Annotated in this window: 17 protein-coding genes; 16 read left to right on the plus strand and 1 reads right to left on the minus strand. The window is 67.6% G+C overall.

The genetic code is table 11. From position 1 onward, the window contains the following. Positions 1-117 precede the first annotated feature (117 nt). Positions 118-687 (plus strand): oligoribonuclease, encoded by a 570-nt coding sequence (gene orn, locus D893_RS01450; RefSeq protein WP_018947021.1) that lies wholly within the window; start codon positions 118-120, stop codon positions 685-687. Here orn and nadB read toward each other — a convergent pair. Further along, positions 654-2,303: an L-aspartate oxidase gene (gene nadB, locus D893_RS01455; protein ID WP_024329067.1), complete on the minus strand. Its 1,650-nt coding sequence runs from the start codon at positions 2,301-2,303 to the stop codon at positions 654-656. The two genes, orn and nadB, sit on opposite strands and share 34 nt — an antisense overlap. Positions 2,304-2,447: 144 nt before the next feature. Here nadB and rpoE point away from each other — a divergent pair, with 144 nt between their 5' ends. The 15 genes from rpoE to D893_RS01530 all read left to right on the plus strand — a co-directional run bounded on the left by rpoE (position 2,448) and on the right by D893_RS01530 (position 13,889). Then, complete coding sequence (gene rpoE, locus D893_RS01460) at positions 2,448-3,026, plus strand: RNA polymerase sigma factor RpoE (RefSeq protein ID WP_018870158.1); 579 nt, start codon at positions 2,448-2,450, stop codon at positions 3,024-3,026. Between the two features lie 14 nt (positions 3,027-3,040). After that, the gene (locus D893_RS01465) at positions 3,041-3,646 is read left to right on the plus strand and encodes a sigma-E factor negative regulatory protein (RefSeq protein ID WP_024329068.1); all 606 of its coding nucleotides are present in this window, start codon (positions 3,041-3,043) and stop codon (positions 3,644-3,646) included. A 3-nt stretch (positions 3,647-3,649) separates the two neighbouring features. After that, positions 3,650-4,645 (plus strand): MucB/RseB C-terminal domain-containing protein, encoded by a 996-nt coding sequence (locus tag D893_RS01470; RefSeq protein ID WP_110618983.1) that lies wholly within the window; start codon positions 3,650-3,652, stop codon positions 4,643-4,645. After that, complete coding sequence (locus tag D893_RS01475) at positions 4,638-5,117, plus strand: SoxR reducing system RseC family protein (RefSeq protein WP_110618984.1); 480 nt, start codon at positions 4,638-4,640, stop codon at positions 5,115-5,117. Before D893_RS01470 ends, D893_RS01475 begins: the two co-directional genes overlap by 8 nt. Positions 5,118-5,199: 82 nt before the next feature. After that, positions 5,200-6,621 (plus strand): DegQ family serine endoprotease, encoded by a 1,422-nt coding sequence (locus D893_RS01480; RefSeq protein WP_110618985.1) that lies wholly within the window; start codon positions 5,200-5,202, stop codon positions 6,619-6,621. Between the two features lie 49 nt (positions 6,622-6,670). Continuing rightward, entirely contained in the window at positions 6,671-6,910 is a 240-nt protein-coding gene (locus D893_RS01485; protein WP_026288980.1) for a glutaredoxin family protein, read from the plus strand. Beyond that, complete coding sequence (lepA, locus tag D893_RS01490; RefSeq protein WP_018947027.1) at positions 6,907-8,709, plus strand: translation elongation factor 4; 1,803 nt, start codon at positions 6,907-6,909, stop codon at positions 8,707-8,709. The genes D893_RS01485 and lepA overlap by 4 nt, the downstream gene beginning before the upstream one ends. Positions 8,710-8,756: 47 nt before the next feature. Next, the gene (gene lepB / locus D893_RS01495; RefSeq protein ID WP_110618986.1) at positions 8,757-9,527 is read left to right on the plus strand and encodes a signal peptidase I; all 771 of its coding nucleotides are present in this window, start codon (positions 8,757-8,759) and stop codon (positions 9,525-9,527) included. A 42-nt stretch (positions 9,528-9,569) separates the two neighbouring features. Next, positions 9,570-9,926 (plus strand): DUF4845 domain-containing protein, encoded by a 357-nt coding sequence (locus D893_RS01500; RefSeq protein ID WP_018947029.1) that lies wholly within the window; start codon positions 9,570-9,572, stop codon positions 9,924-9,926. A 41-nt stretch (positions 9,927-9,967) separates the two neighbouring features. Further along, positions 9,968-10,648, plus strand: coding sequence for a ribonuclease III (gene rnc, locus D893_RS01505; RefSeq protein ID WP_018947030.1), 681 nt, complete (start codon positions 9,968-9,970; stop codon positions 10,646-10,648). Then, a complete protein-coding gene (gene era, locus D893_RS01510; protein WP_110618987.1) occupies positions 10,645-11,565 on the plus strand; it encodes a GTPase Era in 921 nt (306 codons plus the stop codon). The genes rnc and era overlap by 4 nt, the downstream gene beginning before the upstream one ends. A 16-nt stretch (positions 11,566-11,581) precedes the next feature. After that, positions 11,582-12,241, plus strand: coding sequence for a recombination protein O N-terminal domain-containing protein (locus D893_RS01515; RefSeq protein ID WP_110618988.1), 660 nt, complete (start codon positions 11,582-11,584; stop codon positions 12,239-12,241). Positions 12,242-12,257: 16 nt separating this feature from the next. Then, positions 12,258-13,034 carry a pyridoxine 5'-phosphate synthase gene (locus tag D893_RS01520; protein WP_110618989.1) on the plus strand — a complete coding sequence of 259 codons (777 nt, stop codon included), beginning with the start codon at positions 12,258-12,260 and terminating at the stop codon, positions 13,032-13,034. A gap of 19 nt (positions 13,035-13,053) precedes the next feature. Beyond that, positions 13,054-13,431 carry a holo-ACP synthase gene (acpS, locus tag D893_RS01525; protein ID WP_018947034.1) on the plus strand — a complete coding sequence of 126 codons (378 nt, stop codon included), beginning with the start codon at positions 13,054-13,056 and terminating at the stop codon, positions 13,429-13,431. Positions 13,432-13,478: 47 nt separating this feature from the next. Continuing rightward, entirely contained in the window at positions 13,479-13,889 is a 411-nt protein-coding gene (locus D893_RS01530; protein ID WP_110618990.1) for a nucleotidyltransferase domain-containing protein, read from the plus strand. Positions 13,890-14,114 lie beyond the last annotated feature (225 nt).

The following is a 14,114-nucleotide window of genomic DNA, read 5'->3' on the forward strand; positions in this document are numbered from 1 at the left end:
TCGTCGGTGCCGGTCTTGTTCGTTGTTCGATGCGACGGGCCCCCGGGGCCCGTCCCCATGATGATAGACTGCATCGCGCCATCATAGGGCACCACCGAGTGCCGCAGAGGAGAGACAATGACGGCGAGTGCGGAAAATCTGATCTGGATCGATCTGGAAATGACCGGCCTGGAGCCGCAAACGGACCGGATCATCGAAGTGGCGACCATCGTAACCGACAAGCACCTCGAGATCCTGGCCGAGGGCCCGGTGATCGCGGTGTTCCAGTCGCCGGAGGTCCTGGACGGGCTGGACGCCTGGAACCAGCGCACGCACGGCGAATCGGGCCTGCTGGATCGCGTCCGCCACAGCGACCACGACGAGGCCGCCGCGGAGCGCGAGACGCTGGCGTTTCTGGAAAAGTGGGTACCGAAGGGGCAGTCGCCGATGTGCGGCAATTCCATTTGTCAGGACCGGCGTTTCCTCGCCCGCTGCATGCCCGAGCTGGAGGCCTGGTTCCACTATCGCAACCTCGACGTATCCACGCTCAAGGAGCTGGCGCGGCGCTGGGCGCCGGACGTGCTCCAGGGGCTGTCGAAGAACGCTTCGCACCAGGCCCTGCAGGACATCCGTGACTCGATCGACGAGCTGCGCCACTACCGCGAAAAGTTCATTCAGCTCCCGCCGGCCGCGCGCCCGGCCAGCTGACCGGCGGGCGAGGGCGGCACCAGAACCGTGGGGATGCCGTCCAGTTCCGGGTCACGCTCGGGGTAGTCCAGCAGATAGTGCAGGCCGCGGCTCTCGCGTCGGGCCAGCGCGCTCTGCACGATGATCTCGGCCACCATGCCGAGGTTGCGCAGCTCGATCAGGTCGGGCGAGATCCGGTAGTGGCTGTAATATTCGTGGATCTCTTCCTGCAGGATGCGGATTCGGCGCTGCGCGCGCAGCAACCGGCTACGGGTGCGCACGATCCCGACATAGTCCCACATCAGCCGGCGCAGTTCGTCCCAGTCGTGCGCCACCACCACTTCTTCTTCCGATTCGGTTACCCGTGATTCGTCCCAGGCCGCCGGTACCGGCAGGGCCTCCGGAGCGGGCAGATCGGTCTGCGACAGGATGTGCTCGGCCGCGGCGCGGGCGTAGACCAGGCATTCCAGCAGCGAATTGCTGGCCATGCGGTTGGCGCCGTGCAGCCCGGTGCACGAGACCTCGCCGGCGGCATACAGGCCCGGAAGATCGGTCTGGCCGAAATGATTCACCACAACCCCGCCGCAGGTGTAGTGCGCGGCGGGAACCACCGGCAACGGCTCGCGCGTCATGTCGAAGCCGTATTCGAGGCAGCGTTCGTGAATGGTAGGGAAGTGCTCGCGGATGAAATCCGCCGCCTTGTGGCTGATGTCGAGATAGACATGGTCGATCCCGAGGCGTTTCATCTCGTGGTCCACCGCGCGCGCCACGATGTCGCGCGGGGCCAGTTCGGCGCGCTCGTCGAAGCGCGGCATGAAGCGTTCCCCGTCCGGCAGCTTCAGTAGCCCGCCTTCGCCGCGCACTGCCTCCGAGATCAGGAACGACTTGGCCCGGGGGTGGTACAGGCAGGTCGGGTGGAACTGCATGAATTCCATGTTGGCGATGCGGCAGCCGGCGCGCCAGGCCATCGCAATCCCGTCGCCGGTGGCGCCGTCGGGATTGGAGCTGTAGAGATAGACCCGGCTGGCGCCCCCGGTAGCCATGATCACCGTGGGCGCCATGATCGTCTGTACCTCGCGGGTCGCGGTATCCTGGACATAGGCCCCGACCACACGGCGCACGCCGTCCACCCGCGAGGTGATCAGATCCACCGCCACATGGCGTTCGAGTACGTCGATGCTGGCGGTGTCGCCGGTGCTGCGCACCAGCGCGTCCTCGATCGCGCGGCCGGTGGCATCGGCGGCATGTGCCACGCGGCGGGCGCTGTGCCCGCCCTCGCGCGTCAGATGCAGCCGGCTGCGGCCCTCGAACGATTCGCGCGTGAACGGCACCCCGAGGTTGAGCAGCCACTGGATCGCCTCGGGCCCGGCCGCGACGGTGCGGCGCACCGCGTCCGCATCGCACAGCCCGGCACCGGCGTCGATGGTGTCGTCGATATGGGCGTCGAAGGAATCCTGGCGGTCGAGCACTGCCGAGATGCCGCCCTGGGCATAGCGGGTCGAGCCCTCGTCCACCGGGCCCTTGCTGAGGACCACGACCCGGCGATGCGGGGCGAGATGCAGGGCCGCGCTCAGTCCGGCCGCACCGCTGCCGATTACCAGCACGTCGGCTTTGCGGGCTTGTTGTGCTGTATCCATGCGTCAGGTAACGTTTTGCGCTTGTTGCGCAATGGCCGGGAAGCCGGGAGCAATCCCCGGCGAGCGGGTTTCGAACTTCATGCAGGTCAGGCGGTCCATGAACCCTAGAATACTGGAGACGAGTCGCCGAACGGGAGTCCCCGGATGAGCGAGAAGGCTTCCGACGAGGCCCTGGTTCGGCGTGTCCAGAATGGCGAGAAAGAGGCCTTCGATATCCTGGTCCTGAAGTATCAGCACAAGATCGTGAATCTTGTCGGCCGCTATGTGCACGACCACGCCACGGCCCTGGACATCGCCCAGGAAGCCTTTATCAAGGCCTATCGCGGTCTCGCGAACTTTCGCGGCGAAAGTGCGTTCTACACCTGGCTGTACCGGATCGCCATCAACACCGCGAAGAATCATCTCGTCTCCCAGGGGCGCCGCCGGCCCGAATCCGAAGTCGATGCGCAGGATGCCGAACAAATGGGGGGCGATTCCGCTCTCAAGGATAATGCAACCCCCGAGGGGGAAGCGCTGTCGCAGGAGATAGAGGCGGCCGTCCAGCGCACGATCGACGAGCTGCCGGACGATTTGCGGACCGCGATCACTCTGCGCGAGATCGAAGGTCTGAGCTACGAGGAAATCGCGCAGACCATGGGATGTCCGATCGGCACGGTCCGGTCGCGCATCTTCCGGGCGCGCGAGGCCATCGACGAGACCTTGCGACCATTGTTGAACGACTGAATGAGCATGATCGTATGAGTGAACAAGTCAGCAAGACGGAGCGTCTCTCGGCCCTGGTGGACGACGAGACCGAGGCGTTCGAGACGCGTCGCCTGGTGGACGAGCTGCTGCAGTCGGAGGAAGATCGCAAGCAATGGGAACGCTATCACCTGATCGGGGACTCGCTGCGCGGCGGGATGCGCATGACCGCGCCACCGGACCTGCTTGAGGGCGTGCGCGAACAGCTGGCCGAGGAAGAGCCGCTGCATGTCGCGCCGGCTCCCGCCGGCGTCGAGCAGGCAACCCGTTCGCGGTGGTTCCGGCCGGTGGTCGGTACCGGGGTCGCGGCCGCCGTGGCGGTGGTGACCCTGGTGGGCATGCAGATGATGGGTGCCGGCCAGCCCGGTGGTGACGCGACGCCCGGTATGGCCGAAGGCGGGGCGCCCCCGGCCGAGGTGCAGACGGCGCGCTCGGCCGAGGGCCCGGAGCAGGCGTCCGCCGGCGCCGGCATGCCCGAGGCCGACGGACCTGGCGAGGAGCTGGACCCGCGCTTCGTGCGCTACTTCGAGAACCACGCCGATCTGACCGGTCCGGGCTCCGCGGCCTTCGGGCGCGTACGTTATTCGGTCGGCGAAGAGTAAACCATGATGTACGGAGGTCTGCCCTGGGTGCTGGCGGCTTCCGTCGCCCTGCTCCCGCTGCCGGTGATCGCCAGTGATCCCGGCCCCGCCGAGTGGCTGGAACGCATGTCCGCGAGCGTCCACTCGGAAAGTTACCGGGGGACATTCGTCCTGCAGCGCAAGGATCGCCTCGATACGGTGCGCGTGATCCACGCCGTCGAGGACGGAGGCTATCGCGAGCGGCTGCATACCCTCAGTGGCCAGGAGCGCGAGGTCGTGCGCTCGGTGGACCGTCTCAGTGCCCAGTCCGGGACCGGGGCCGCCTCCGGCGGGCAGGCTGCGGAGGCCGGCTCCACCCCGCGCTGGCCGGTAAGTTCCCCGGTTCACCTGCTCGCGGAACACGATGGCTATTCCCTCAAGGATCAGGGTCGCAGCCGCGTGGCCGGGCATGCCTGCCGCATGCTGCTGGCCCGCGCCGGTGACCTGCTGCGCTACAGCCACCGCTACTGCCTGCACGAAGACACCGGCCTGCCGCTGCTCAGCGAACTCTATTCCGGGAGCGGCCAGCTGCTCGAACGCCTGGCGTTTACCGATCTCGAACTGCTGGACCGCGTGCCGGACGCCGCCCTCGAGCCGGTCAGTGAAGGGGCCGACCGCATCGAGGTGCGCGCCGAGCGCGGACATCTGCGCCCCGACCCCGACGGCCGGGACTGGAGCTTCAGTGAACTGCCGTCGGGCTTCCGCCTGGTGGTGGCGCGCGAACGCAGCAGCGATGATCCGGAACAGCCCGGCCGCTATTTCGTGGTCAGCGATGGCCTGGCCTCGGTCTCGGTGTACGTAGAGCCGGTGGAAGGTGAGCGCCGGTTCGAGGGCGCGACCCGCGCCGGTGCCACGCACGCGGTGGCCCGGATCGAAGGCGATTATCAGATCACGGCCGTCGGCGACGTGCCCCGCGAAACCGTGGAGCGCCTCGCTGCTGCCATGCATCCGCCGCAGCCCGTTGGGGGGCGGCATGAGTGACTGGATCGAGGAACAGGGTGAAGTCATCGAAGTGGACGGGCACATCGCCCGCGTGCGCATCCAGCGCCGTTCCACCTGTGGCAGCTGTTCCGCGCGCAGCGGTTGTGGCAGCGGGATTCTGTCGGACGTCCTCGGGCGCAAGCCCATCGAAGTTCGGGTCGGCCATTCCGGCGACCTGCAGGCCGGCGATACCGTCACTCTCGGCGTGCGCGATACCGCGCTGGTTGCGGGTGCGCTGATGATGTATCTGCTGCCGCTGGCCGGACTGATCGGCGTGCCCTTACTGGGCATGGCCCTGTTCCCCGGGGCCGGCGAGGGCATGCTGCTGCTGGCGGGCCTCGCGGGACTGGGGGCAGGCCTGCTCAGCGTGCGCCGCTGGATGAGCCAGCGCGATGCCGCGTTCCAGCCGGTGGTGCTCGCGCGCCAGCCGGGCAGCGGCGTAGTGCGGCCGGTTGCCACCCGCACCGGCTGATCCTGCCGCGGCCCGCGGGGAACTTGCGCGCTTTCGCGGCGTCCAGAGGCATGTCCTTTCAAGCTTCCCGGAGAGGGATTCAATGATGCTGAAACCGATGCAATGGGCGCTGGTCGCCCTGGTCTTTCTGGCCCTGTCCCTGCCCGCTTCGGCGCGGCCTCTGCCTGATTTCGTGCCGCTGGCGGAAGAACACAGCCCGGCGGTGGTGAACATCTCGGCCACCCGCACCACCGAGGTGCCCGAACACGGCGGCATGCGTCAGTTCGAAGGGACTCCGTTCGAGGACCTGTTCGAGCGTTTCTTCGGCGAGCCCCCGGGTTCCGGTGGCGACCCGCGCCAGCGCGAGCGTGATTCGCTCGGCTCCGGCTTCATCTACAGCGAAGACGGCTACATCGTGACCGCCAACCACGTGGTCGAGGGTGCCTCGGAGATCGTGGTCCACCTGTCCGACCGGCGCGTGTTCAATGCCGAGGTCGTCGGTACCGACCCGCAGAGCGACGTGGCCCTGCTGAAGATCGACGCCGAGGACCTGCCCACGCTGGAGCTGGGTTCCTCCGAGGAGCTCCGGGTCGGGGAATGGGTCCTGGCGATCGGCTCGCCGTTCGGCTTTGACCACTCGGTCACCGCCGGGATCGTCAGCGCCAAGGGGCGCAGCCTGCCGAGCGAGAACTACGTACCCTTCATCCAGACCGACGTGGCCATCAACCCGGGCAACTCCGGTGGTCCGCTGATGAATCTCGACGGCAAGGTGATCGGGATCAATGCCCAGATCTACAGCCGTACCGGCGGGTTCATGGGGCTGTCGTTCGCAGTGCCCATCGAAGTGGTGGGCGACGTGGTGACCCAGCTGCGTGAACACGGCGAAGTGACCCGCGGATGGCTGGGTGTGCTGATCCAGGAGGTTACCCGGGATCTGGCCGAGTCGTTCGACATGGACAAGCCCTCCGGTGCCCTGGTCGCCCGAGTGCAGGCGGACAGTCCCGCGGAGAAGGCGGGGTTCGAGGCCGGTGACGTGATCCTGCGCTTCAATGGCCTGGACGTGCCGAATTCCAGCGCGCTGCCGCCGATCGTCGGCCGCACGCCGGTGGGTGCCGAGGTCGAAGTGGACATTCGGCGCGGTTCCGAGGACAAGACCCTCGAGGTCACCATCGAGGCGCTGCCCGAAGACATTGCCGAACGCCGCGCGGCCCCCGAACAGCCGGGCGAGGCCCGGCCCGAGCCGCAGAGCCTGCTGGGCATGCGCCTCGAGCCGCTGGACGCCGAAACCCGCGAGGAGCTCGGCGTCGACAACGGCCTGGTGGTGCTGGAGGTCGAGGACAACCCCGCGCGCAGCGCCGGCGTGCGGCCGGGCGACGTGATCGTGCAGTTCGCGCGGCAGCCTGTGGGATCGCTGGAAGAGCTGGAAGAGCGCGTCGAGCAGGCCGGCCCCGGCACGACCGTGCCGGTGCTGATCCAGCGCGGTGGCAACCCCACCTTCATCGCCCTGCGCATTCCGCAGGATTGACGGCCATCACGCGCCGGCCTCGGGCGCTCCCGGGGCCGGCCCATCGCACATGAAGCAACTGACGGTGTACCATCGAGAAGGTTGCGGGCTCTGCGAGCACATGCTCGCGGAGCTTTTTGCTTTGCAAAGCCGTTATACTTTCACGCTCGACGTCGTCGACATCGACGAGGACCCGGATCTGCGGGAGCGCTACAACACCAAGGTGCCGGTGCTCGCGGTCGACGGCGACATTCTCTGCTGCCACTTTCTTGACCGAGAGGCACTGCTGGACCTGCTGGGGCCCGCATGAGTGATACCCGTCTGACCCGCAATTTTTCCATCATCGCCCACATCGACCACGGCAAGTCGACCCTGGCGGACCGCCTGATCCAGGGCTGTCGCGGGCTGACCGAGCGCGAGATGTCGGAGCAGGTGCTGGACTCCATGGATCTCGAGCGCGAGCGCGGGATTACCATCAAGGCGCAGAGCGTGTCGCTGTACTACGACGCCAACGACGGCCAGCGCTACCAGCTGAACTTCATCGACACCCCGGGCCACGTGGATTTCTCCTACGAGGTCTCGCGCTCGCTGTACGCCTGCGAGGGCGCGCTGCTGGTGGTGGATGCCTCCCAGGGCGTGGAGGCGCAGAGCGTGGCCAACTGCTACACGGCCATCGACCAGGGGCTGGAGGTCGTGCCGGTCCTCAACAAGATCGACCTGCCCGCGGCCGAACCCGACCGCGTGGCCGACGAGATCGAGGACGTGATCGGGATCGAGGCCACCGACGCCCTGCGGGTGTCGGCCAAGACCGGCGAGGGCATCAGCGAGCTGCTGGAGGAGCTGGTGCGGCGCATCCCCCCGCCGCAGGGCGATTCGGAGGCCCCGCTGAAGGCGCTGATCATCGACTCGTGGTACGACAACTACCTGGGCGTGGTGGCCCTGGTGCGGGTCAAGGCCGGGCGCCTGCATGCCGGCCAGAAGATCAAGGCGATGGCGGTGGAACGCCCGCACGAGGTCAATCGCGTGGGGGTGTTCACGCCCAAGCCGGTGGATCGCGAGTATCTGGACGTCGGCGAGGTGGGCTACATGATTGCCACCATCAAGGACATCTCCGGGGCCAAGGTCGGTGACACGATCACCGACTTCAACAACCCGGCGGACGAGCCGATCCCCGGGTTCCAGGAGATCCAGCCGCGGGTGTTCGCCGGCCTGTTCCCGGTCTCCGCGGACGACTTCAACGACCTGCGCGACGCGCTCGACAAGCTGCGCCTGAACGATGCCGCGCTGTCATTCGAGCCGGAGACCTCGGCGGCCCTGGGCTTCGGCTTTCGCTGCGGCTTCCTCGGCATGCTGCATATGGAGATCGTGCAGGAACGCCTGGAGCGCGAATACGGCCTGGACCTGATCAATACCGCTCCCACCGTGGTCTACGAGGTGGAAAAGAACGACGGCAGCGTGGTGTCCGTGCACAATCCCTCGGAGCTGCCGCCGAACAACGAGGTCGCCGAGATCCGCGAGCCGGTCATCGAGGCGAATATCCTCGTGCCGCAGGAGTACGTCGGCGCGGTCATGACCCTGTGCGTGGAAAAGCGCGGGGTGCAGACCCGCATGGCCTATCACGGGCGTCAGGTGCAGCTGTCCTACGAACTGCCGATGGCCGAGGTCATGCTGGACTTCTTCGACCGGCTCAAGTCCGCAACCCGAGGCTATGCCTCGTTCGACTACCACCCGCTGCGTTTCCAGGCGGCCCCGCTGGTGCGGGTCGACATCCTGATCAACGGCGACCGGGTGGATGCGCTGTCGGCCATCGTGCACCGGGATCAATCCGAGTCGCGTGGACGCGAGATCACCGAGCGCATGGCGAAGATCATTCCGCGGCAGATGTACGAGGTGGCCATCCAGGCGGCGATCGGCTCCAAGATCATCGCGCGCTCGACGGTCAAGGCGATGCGCAAGAACGTGCTCGCCAAGTGCTACGGCGGGGACGTGAGCCGCAAACGCAAACTGCTGGAGAAGCAGAAGGAAGGCAAGAAGCGGATGAAGTCCATCGGCAAGGTGGACGTTCCGCAGGAGGCCTTTCTCGCGGTACTCTCGGTGGACGAGAAATGACGGGAACCACCGGGCCGTCGGGCCGGTAGCGGGGGCGGGGAAACAACATGGCGAATCTGGAACTGATCCTGGTCGTGGCGACCGCGGTAACCGGCCTGATCTGGCTGGCATGGGCGGTGCTGCGCCGACGGCTGAGCCCCGAACGTCGGGCGAAGATGCCGTGGTACGTGGACTACTCGCGTTCGTTTTTCCCGATCCTGCTGATCGTGCTGGTCCTGCGCTCGTTCGTTGCCGAACCGTTCCGCATCCCCTCGGGCTCCATGATGCCGACCCTGCTGGTGGGCGATTTCATCATGGTGAACAAGTTTTCCTATGCCGTACGCCTGCCGGTGACGCGCACCAAGATCCTCGACACCGGGGCCCCGGAACGCGGCGAGGTCGCGGTGTTCAAGTATCCGCGCAACCCGGCCGAGGACTACATCAAGCGCGTCGTGGGCCTGCCCGGCGACGAGATCGAGTTTCGCGACCGCGTGCTGTACGTCAACGGCGAGCCGCAGCCGGCCGAAGAGGTCGGTACCTTCGACGGCGAGGGCTCCGGTGCGGTGATGTCCGGTGCCACGCTGTTCGAAGAAAACATGGGCGACCGGACGTACAACACCCTGATGCGCGAGGATCGCCCGGCCGCGGATGGCCGGGTGGTCGTGCCGGAGGGGCACTACTTCATGGTCGGGGACAACCGCGACAACTCCAACGACAGCCGGTCGTGGGGCTTCGTGTCCGAGGAGCTGCTGGTGGGGCGCGCGCTCTTCATCTGGCTGCACTGGGATTACAATGGTAATCATAGGGACTTTTCCCGAATCGGACAGACCATACGCTGATACATGACAGGGACGGGGGTAACCATGCAATCGAAGACCAGAATGAAGGGCGCCGGGGCCACCACCATCATGGCCATGATCTTCCTGGCCCTGATCGTGCTGACCTTCATCATCCAGATGGGCACGCAGTACACCCAGTACATGACGGTGCGCTCGATCATGCAGGACGTGGCGGAGCAGCCGGGCGCGGCCGACAAGAGCGAAGACGAGCTGTGGAGCGAGATGAACCGGCGCTTTCAGCTGAACACGGTGCCGGAGGAGATCGAGGAGGAGCACTTCTCGGTTGGCGAGGGCGACGAAGGCCCGGCGATGATGATCGACTACGAGATCCGGCGCGGCTTTCTGGGCAACATCGACATCGTCGCGCAGTTCTCCTATTCCGCGACCCTGGCGGACTGACGACATGCGACCGGGACGGGAACGGAAGGATCCAGACGTGCATGGCTGAACGGGATTTTCGAACCCTGCTGCCCGAGGCGGTGCGGGATGGCGAAGGCATGCGCCAGGCGCTGACCCATCGCAGTGCCGGCGGGCGCAATAACGAGCGCCTGGAATTTCTCGGTGACGCGGTGCTCGGCCTGGTGGTCGCCGATGCCCTGTACGAGCGCCTGCCGGACTCGCCCGAGGGGGACCTGACCCGGCTGCGGGCCGCGCTGGTGAATCGCGAATCGCTGGCGGCCCTGGCGCGCGAGACCGGCCTGGAAGGGACGCTCAATCTGGGCCAGGGCGAGCGCAAGAGCGGCGGCCAGCGGCGCGACTCCATCCTTGCCGATGCGGTCGAGGCCCTGATCGGGCTCACCTATCGCGAGGCGGGCTTCGACGCCGCGCGCGACTTCACGCTCGCGCTCTACGCCGAGCGTCTGGAAAACCTCCCCGCCGCCGAGACCCTGAAGGACCCGAAGACCCGGCTGCAGGAGAAACTGCAGGGCCGCAACGCGGAACTCCCGGTCTACGAGGTTCTGGAGGTCTCCGGACCCGACCATCAGCGCCATTTCACCGTGGCCGTGCATCTGCCCACCCAGGGCTGGGGACAGCACGGACGCGGCTCCAGCCGTCGCCGGGCCGAACAGGCCGCGGCCGAAGCGGCCCTCCACCGGCTCCAGCAGACCCAGGAACAATGAATACACCCGAGAACGAGGCACGCGACGGCACGCGTTGCGGGCTGGTCGCGCTGATCGGCCGCCCCAACGTGGGCAAGACCACCCTGATGAACCGCCTGGTGGGCGAAAAGCTGGCGGCCACCACTCGCCGGCCGCACACCACGCGCAACCGCATCCTCGGCATCGTCACCGAGGGTGACGACCAGATCGTGCTGATGGACACCCCGGGGATCGACCAGGAACGGACCAAACTGGTGAACCAGGTGCTCAACCGCACGGCCAGCCAGGCGCTGGCGGATGCCGACCTGATCTGTTTCCTGACCGAAGCGGGGCGTTTCGGCGAGGGCGACGAGCGCATCGAGGCGGCGATACGCAGCTCCGGGCGCCCGGCACTGCTGGTGATCAACAAGGTCGACCGGCAGAAGAACAAGGAAGAGCTGCTGCCGTTCATCGAACAGCGCATGGCCGCGTTTCCGTATGCCGGGGTGGTACCCATCGGCGCACGGCGGGGCACCAACCTGCCGGGGCTGATCGAGGAGATCCGCAACCACCTGCCCGAGGGCCCGTTCCTGTACGACCCGGACCAGCTCTCCGACCGCCCGGAGCGTTTTCGCGCCGAGGAGATGATCCGCGAGGCGATGCTGGAACAGCTGGGCGAAGAGGTCCCGTATTCGGTCGCCGTGCGCGTCGAGAACTGGGAAGACACCCCGCGCACCGCGCATGTCGACGCGGTGATCCTGGTCGAGCGCGACAGCCAGAAGGGTATCGTCATCGGCAAGGGCGGGCGCCGGCTCAAGCAGATCGGCCAGGCCTCGCGCCATCAGCTCGAATCGCTGCTGGAGCGCAAGGTCATGCTCAACCTCACCGTGCGCGTCGAGGCGGACTGGTCGCGCAGCCCGCGGGCGCTGCGCGAGCTCGGGATCGAGGAACCGCGGTAGCCTCCGGAATCCGTACATGAGCAGCGCCGCCAGCGAGGTCACCCCGGGCGTGGTCCTGCATGCGCGCCCGCTGCGCGAGAACAGCCGCGTGGTGGAGCTGGTCACCGAGCGGGCGGGGCGCGTTGCCGCGGTGGCGCGCGGGCGCGCCGGCAGCGTGCGCCCGTTCGTGCTGCTGGATCTCGCCTGGCGCGGGCGCGGCGAACTGCCCAGCCTGAATGTGGCCGAGGAACGCCGGGTGTACCCGCTGACCGGTCGCCGGCTGGTCTGCGGCCTGTATCTGAATGAACTGGTGCTGCGGCTGTTCCCGCGCGACGCCCCGCTGGAGGACACCCTGCAGACCCTGACCGGGGCCTACACCGAGCTTGCCGGCGAGCGGCCCGCGGACCGCATTCTGCGCCGCGCCGAGTGGCAGCTGCTGGGGGGGCTGGATTCCGGTCTCGCGTTCATCGACCCGGATGATCTCGAGCCGGAAGCCTGGTATCGCTACGAACCGGAACACGGCCTGCACGACGTGCCTGCCCGCACCGCCGGCGCCGTGCCCGGCGCCGCGCTGCAGGCACTGGCCAGCGGCCGGGACGTCCCGGATAATCTCGCCCGGGCCAGCCGCGACTTCATGCGCGCGCTGATCGACGCCCATCTCGACGGCCGGCCGCTGCAAACCCGCGGTCTGCTCTGAACAGGAAACCGATACCATGACCGACGCCGCATCCGTTCCCGCGCTCAAGCTGGGGGTCAACCTCGACCACATCGCGACCATCCGCCAGGCGCGGCACACGCCGTACCCGGACCTGATGCAGGCGGTGCGCCTGGCCGAGGCCAGCGGGGCCGACTCCATTACCCTGCATCTGCGCGAGGACCGCCGGCACATCCAGGACGACGACGTGTTCGGCATCAAGCCGCGCCTGACCGTGCCCATGAACCTGGAGATGGCCGCCACCGACGGGATGCAGGCGATCGCCCTGGACCTGCGGCCGGAATACTGCTGCATCGTCCCCGAGCGCCGCGAGGAACTGACCACCGAGGGCGGACTGGATGCCGTTGGCCAGCGCGAACGGCTGACCGCCTTCGTCGGCCCGCTGCGCGAGGCCGGCATCGCCGTGTCGCTGTTCGTCGAGCCCGACGTGCGGCAGCTGGAGGCCGCGGTTGCCATTGGCGCCCCGGTGGTGGAACTGCACACCGGGGCCTATGCCAACGCCACCGATGCCGGCGAACGCGAGCGGCTGCTGACGCAGATCAACGAGGCCGCCGAGGCCGGGCGGCAGATGGGGCTGGTGATCAACGCCGGCCACGGCCTGGACTACGACAACGTGCGCGCGATCGCCGCCAACCCGGTGTTCAACGAACTCAACATCGGCCACTCGATCGTTGCCCGCGCGCTGTTCACCGGGCTGCCGGAGGCGGTCAGCCACATGCGTGGCCTGATGGACGCCGCGCGCGAGGGCGCGCCGGTCGGCCAGTACCCGGTGTGACCCGGGCGAGGGCTTCGGCGTGATCCTCGGGATCGGCACCGACCTGGTGCAGGTGGCGCGCATGCAGGCGCTGTGGACGCGCCACGGCGAACGTTTCGCCGAACGTATCCTGCACCCGGTGGAACGCGCCGATCTCCCCGCACAGGATCCGGCCGGCTTCCTCGCGCGGCGCTTCGCTGCCAAGGAGGCCCTGTCCAAGGCGCTGGGCTGCGGCGTCGGCGCCGGCATGGCCCTGGTCGACGCCGGCGTCACCCACGATGCCCGCGGCCGCCCGGAATTCGTGCTGGAAGGCCGCGCCCGCGCCACCGCCGAACGCCTCGGCGCCGGCCCCGTCCACCTCAGCATCTCCGACGAACGCGACTACGCCCAGGCCTTCGTCATCATCGAACGCGCCTGAGCCTGCCCGGCGTTGCACGCTCCTGCGTGGAGCCGGATACTCGAGGCATGATTCTCGAGATGAGCGACAGTCCGCTGGCGACACTCCTGCGCACCCGGCTTGCGGAGCAGGACGCGGTGATTGCGGCCTATCTGTTTGGCAGCCATGCGCGGGGGGAGGCCGGTCCCGACAGCGACATCGACCTCGCGGTTCTCACGACGGAGCCGATGTCCCGCTCGCTGCTCGATCCACTGGCGCGCCTGGAAATGGATCTGTCGGACACGCCGGGCCGCCGGGTCGATCTGGTCGACCTGCATTCCGCTCCGCCGGATCTCGTGCACCGGATCCTGCGCGACGGCCATCTGCTGCTGGACCGCGACCCGGATCGCCGCGCCGTGTTCGAGGTGGCGGCGCGCAACGCCTATTTCGACGTCCTCCCCTATCTGCAGGAATACCGCCGCGGAGCACGGAGCCATTAGCCGAAGTCGCGGGAGCGGGTGACCTGCCCGGTCGGGTCATCGGTGCTCGCCCGGCATGCGTCCGGCCCCATGCCGCGGTGCGCCGTCAGGTCGGTGACCCAGCCTTTCTCCCCCCAAGCATTTCCCCCTCCGCCCCACAAGCACATGACTTCCCGCGGGGCTTGTATCAATGCTCGGTATAATCCTTATTGAATTACTCAGGAATTCTCTTATCGTCGGAACCGA

This window comes from Thioalkalivibrio sp. ALE21 (genome assembly GCF_003208255.1).
In the GTDB taxonomy this organism is placed as follows: domain Bacteria; phylum Pseudomonadota; class Gammaproteobacteria; order Ectothiorhodospirales; family Ectothiorhodospiraceae; genus Thioalkalivibrio; species Thioalkalivibrio halophilus.

Excerpts from the sequence above, each read along its gene's own strand:
- orn (WP_018947021.1), top strand. The coding sequence starts at position 118 with ATGACGGCGAGTGCGGAAAATCTGATCTGGATCGATCTGGAAATGACC.
- nadB (WP_024329067.1), bottom strand. The coding sequence starts at position 2,303 with ATGGATACAGCACAACAAGCCCGCAAAGCCGACGTGCTGGTAATCGGC.
- rpoE (WP_018870158.1), top strand. The coding sequence starts at position 2,448 with ATGAGCGAGAAGGCTTCCGACGAGGCCCTGGTTCGGCGTGTCCAGAAT.
- D893_RS01465 (WP_024329068.1), top strand. The coding sequence starts at position 3,041 with ATGAGTGAACAAGTCAGCAAGACGGAGCGTCTCTCGGCCCTGGTGGAC.
- D893_RS01470 (WP_110618983.1), top strand. The coding sequence starts at position 3,650 with ATGATGTACGGAGGTCTGCCCTGGGTGCTGGCGGCTTCCGTCGCCCTG.
- D893_RS01475 (WP_110618984.1), top strand. The coding sequence starts at position 4,638 with ATGAGTGACTGGATCGAGGAACAGGGTGAAGTCATCGAAGTGGACGGG.
- D893_RS01480 (WP_110618985.1), top strand. The coding sequence starts at position 5,200 with ATGATGCTGAAACCGATGCAATGGGCGCTGGTCGCCCTGGTCTTTCTG.
- D893_RS01485 (WP_026288980.1), top strand. The coding sequence starts at position 6,671 with ATGAAGCAACTGACGGTGTACCATCGAGAAGGTTGCGGGCTCTGCGAG.
- lepA (WP_018947027.1), top strand. The coding sequence starts at position 6,907 with ATGAGTGATACCCGTCTGACCCGCAATTTTTCCATCATCGCCCACATC.
- lepB (WP_110618986.1), top strand. The coding sequence starts at position 8,757 with ATGGCGAATCTGGAACTGATCCTGGTCGTGGCGACCGCGGTAACCGGC.
- D893_RS01500 (WP_018947029.1), top strand. The coding sequence starts at position 9,570 with ATGAAGGGCGCCGGGGCCACCACCATCATGGCCATGATCTTCCTGGCC.
- rnc (WP_018947030.1), top strand. The coding sequence starts at position 9,968 with ATGGCTGAACGGGATTTTCGAACCCTGCTGCCCGAGGCGGTGCGGGAT.
- era (WP_110618987.1), top strand. The coding sequence starts at position 10,645 with ATGAATACACCCGAGAACGAGGCACGCGACGGCACGCGTTGCGGGCTG.
- D893_RS01515 (WP_110618988.1), top strand. The coding sequence starts at position 11,582 with ATGAGCAGCGCCGCCAGCGAGGTCACCCCGGGCGTGGTCCTGCATGCG.
- D893_RS01520 (WP_110618989.1), top strand. The coding sequence starts at position 12,258 with ATGACCGACGCCGCATCCGTTCCCGCGCTCAAGCTGGGGGTCAACCTC.
- D893_RS01530 (WP_110618990.1), top strand. The coding sequence starts at position 13,479 with ATGATTCTCGAGATGAGCGACAGTCCGCTGGCGACACTCCTGCGCACC.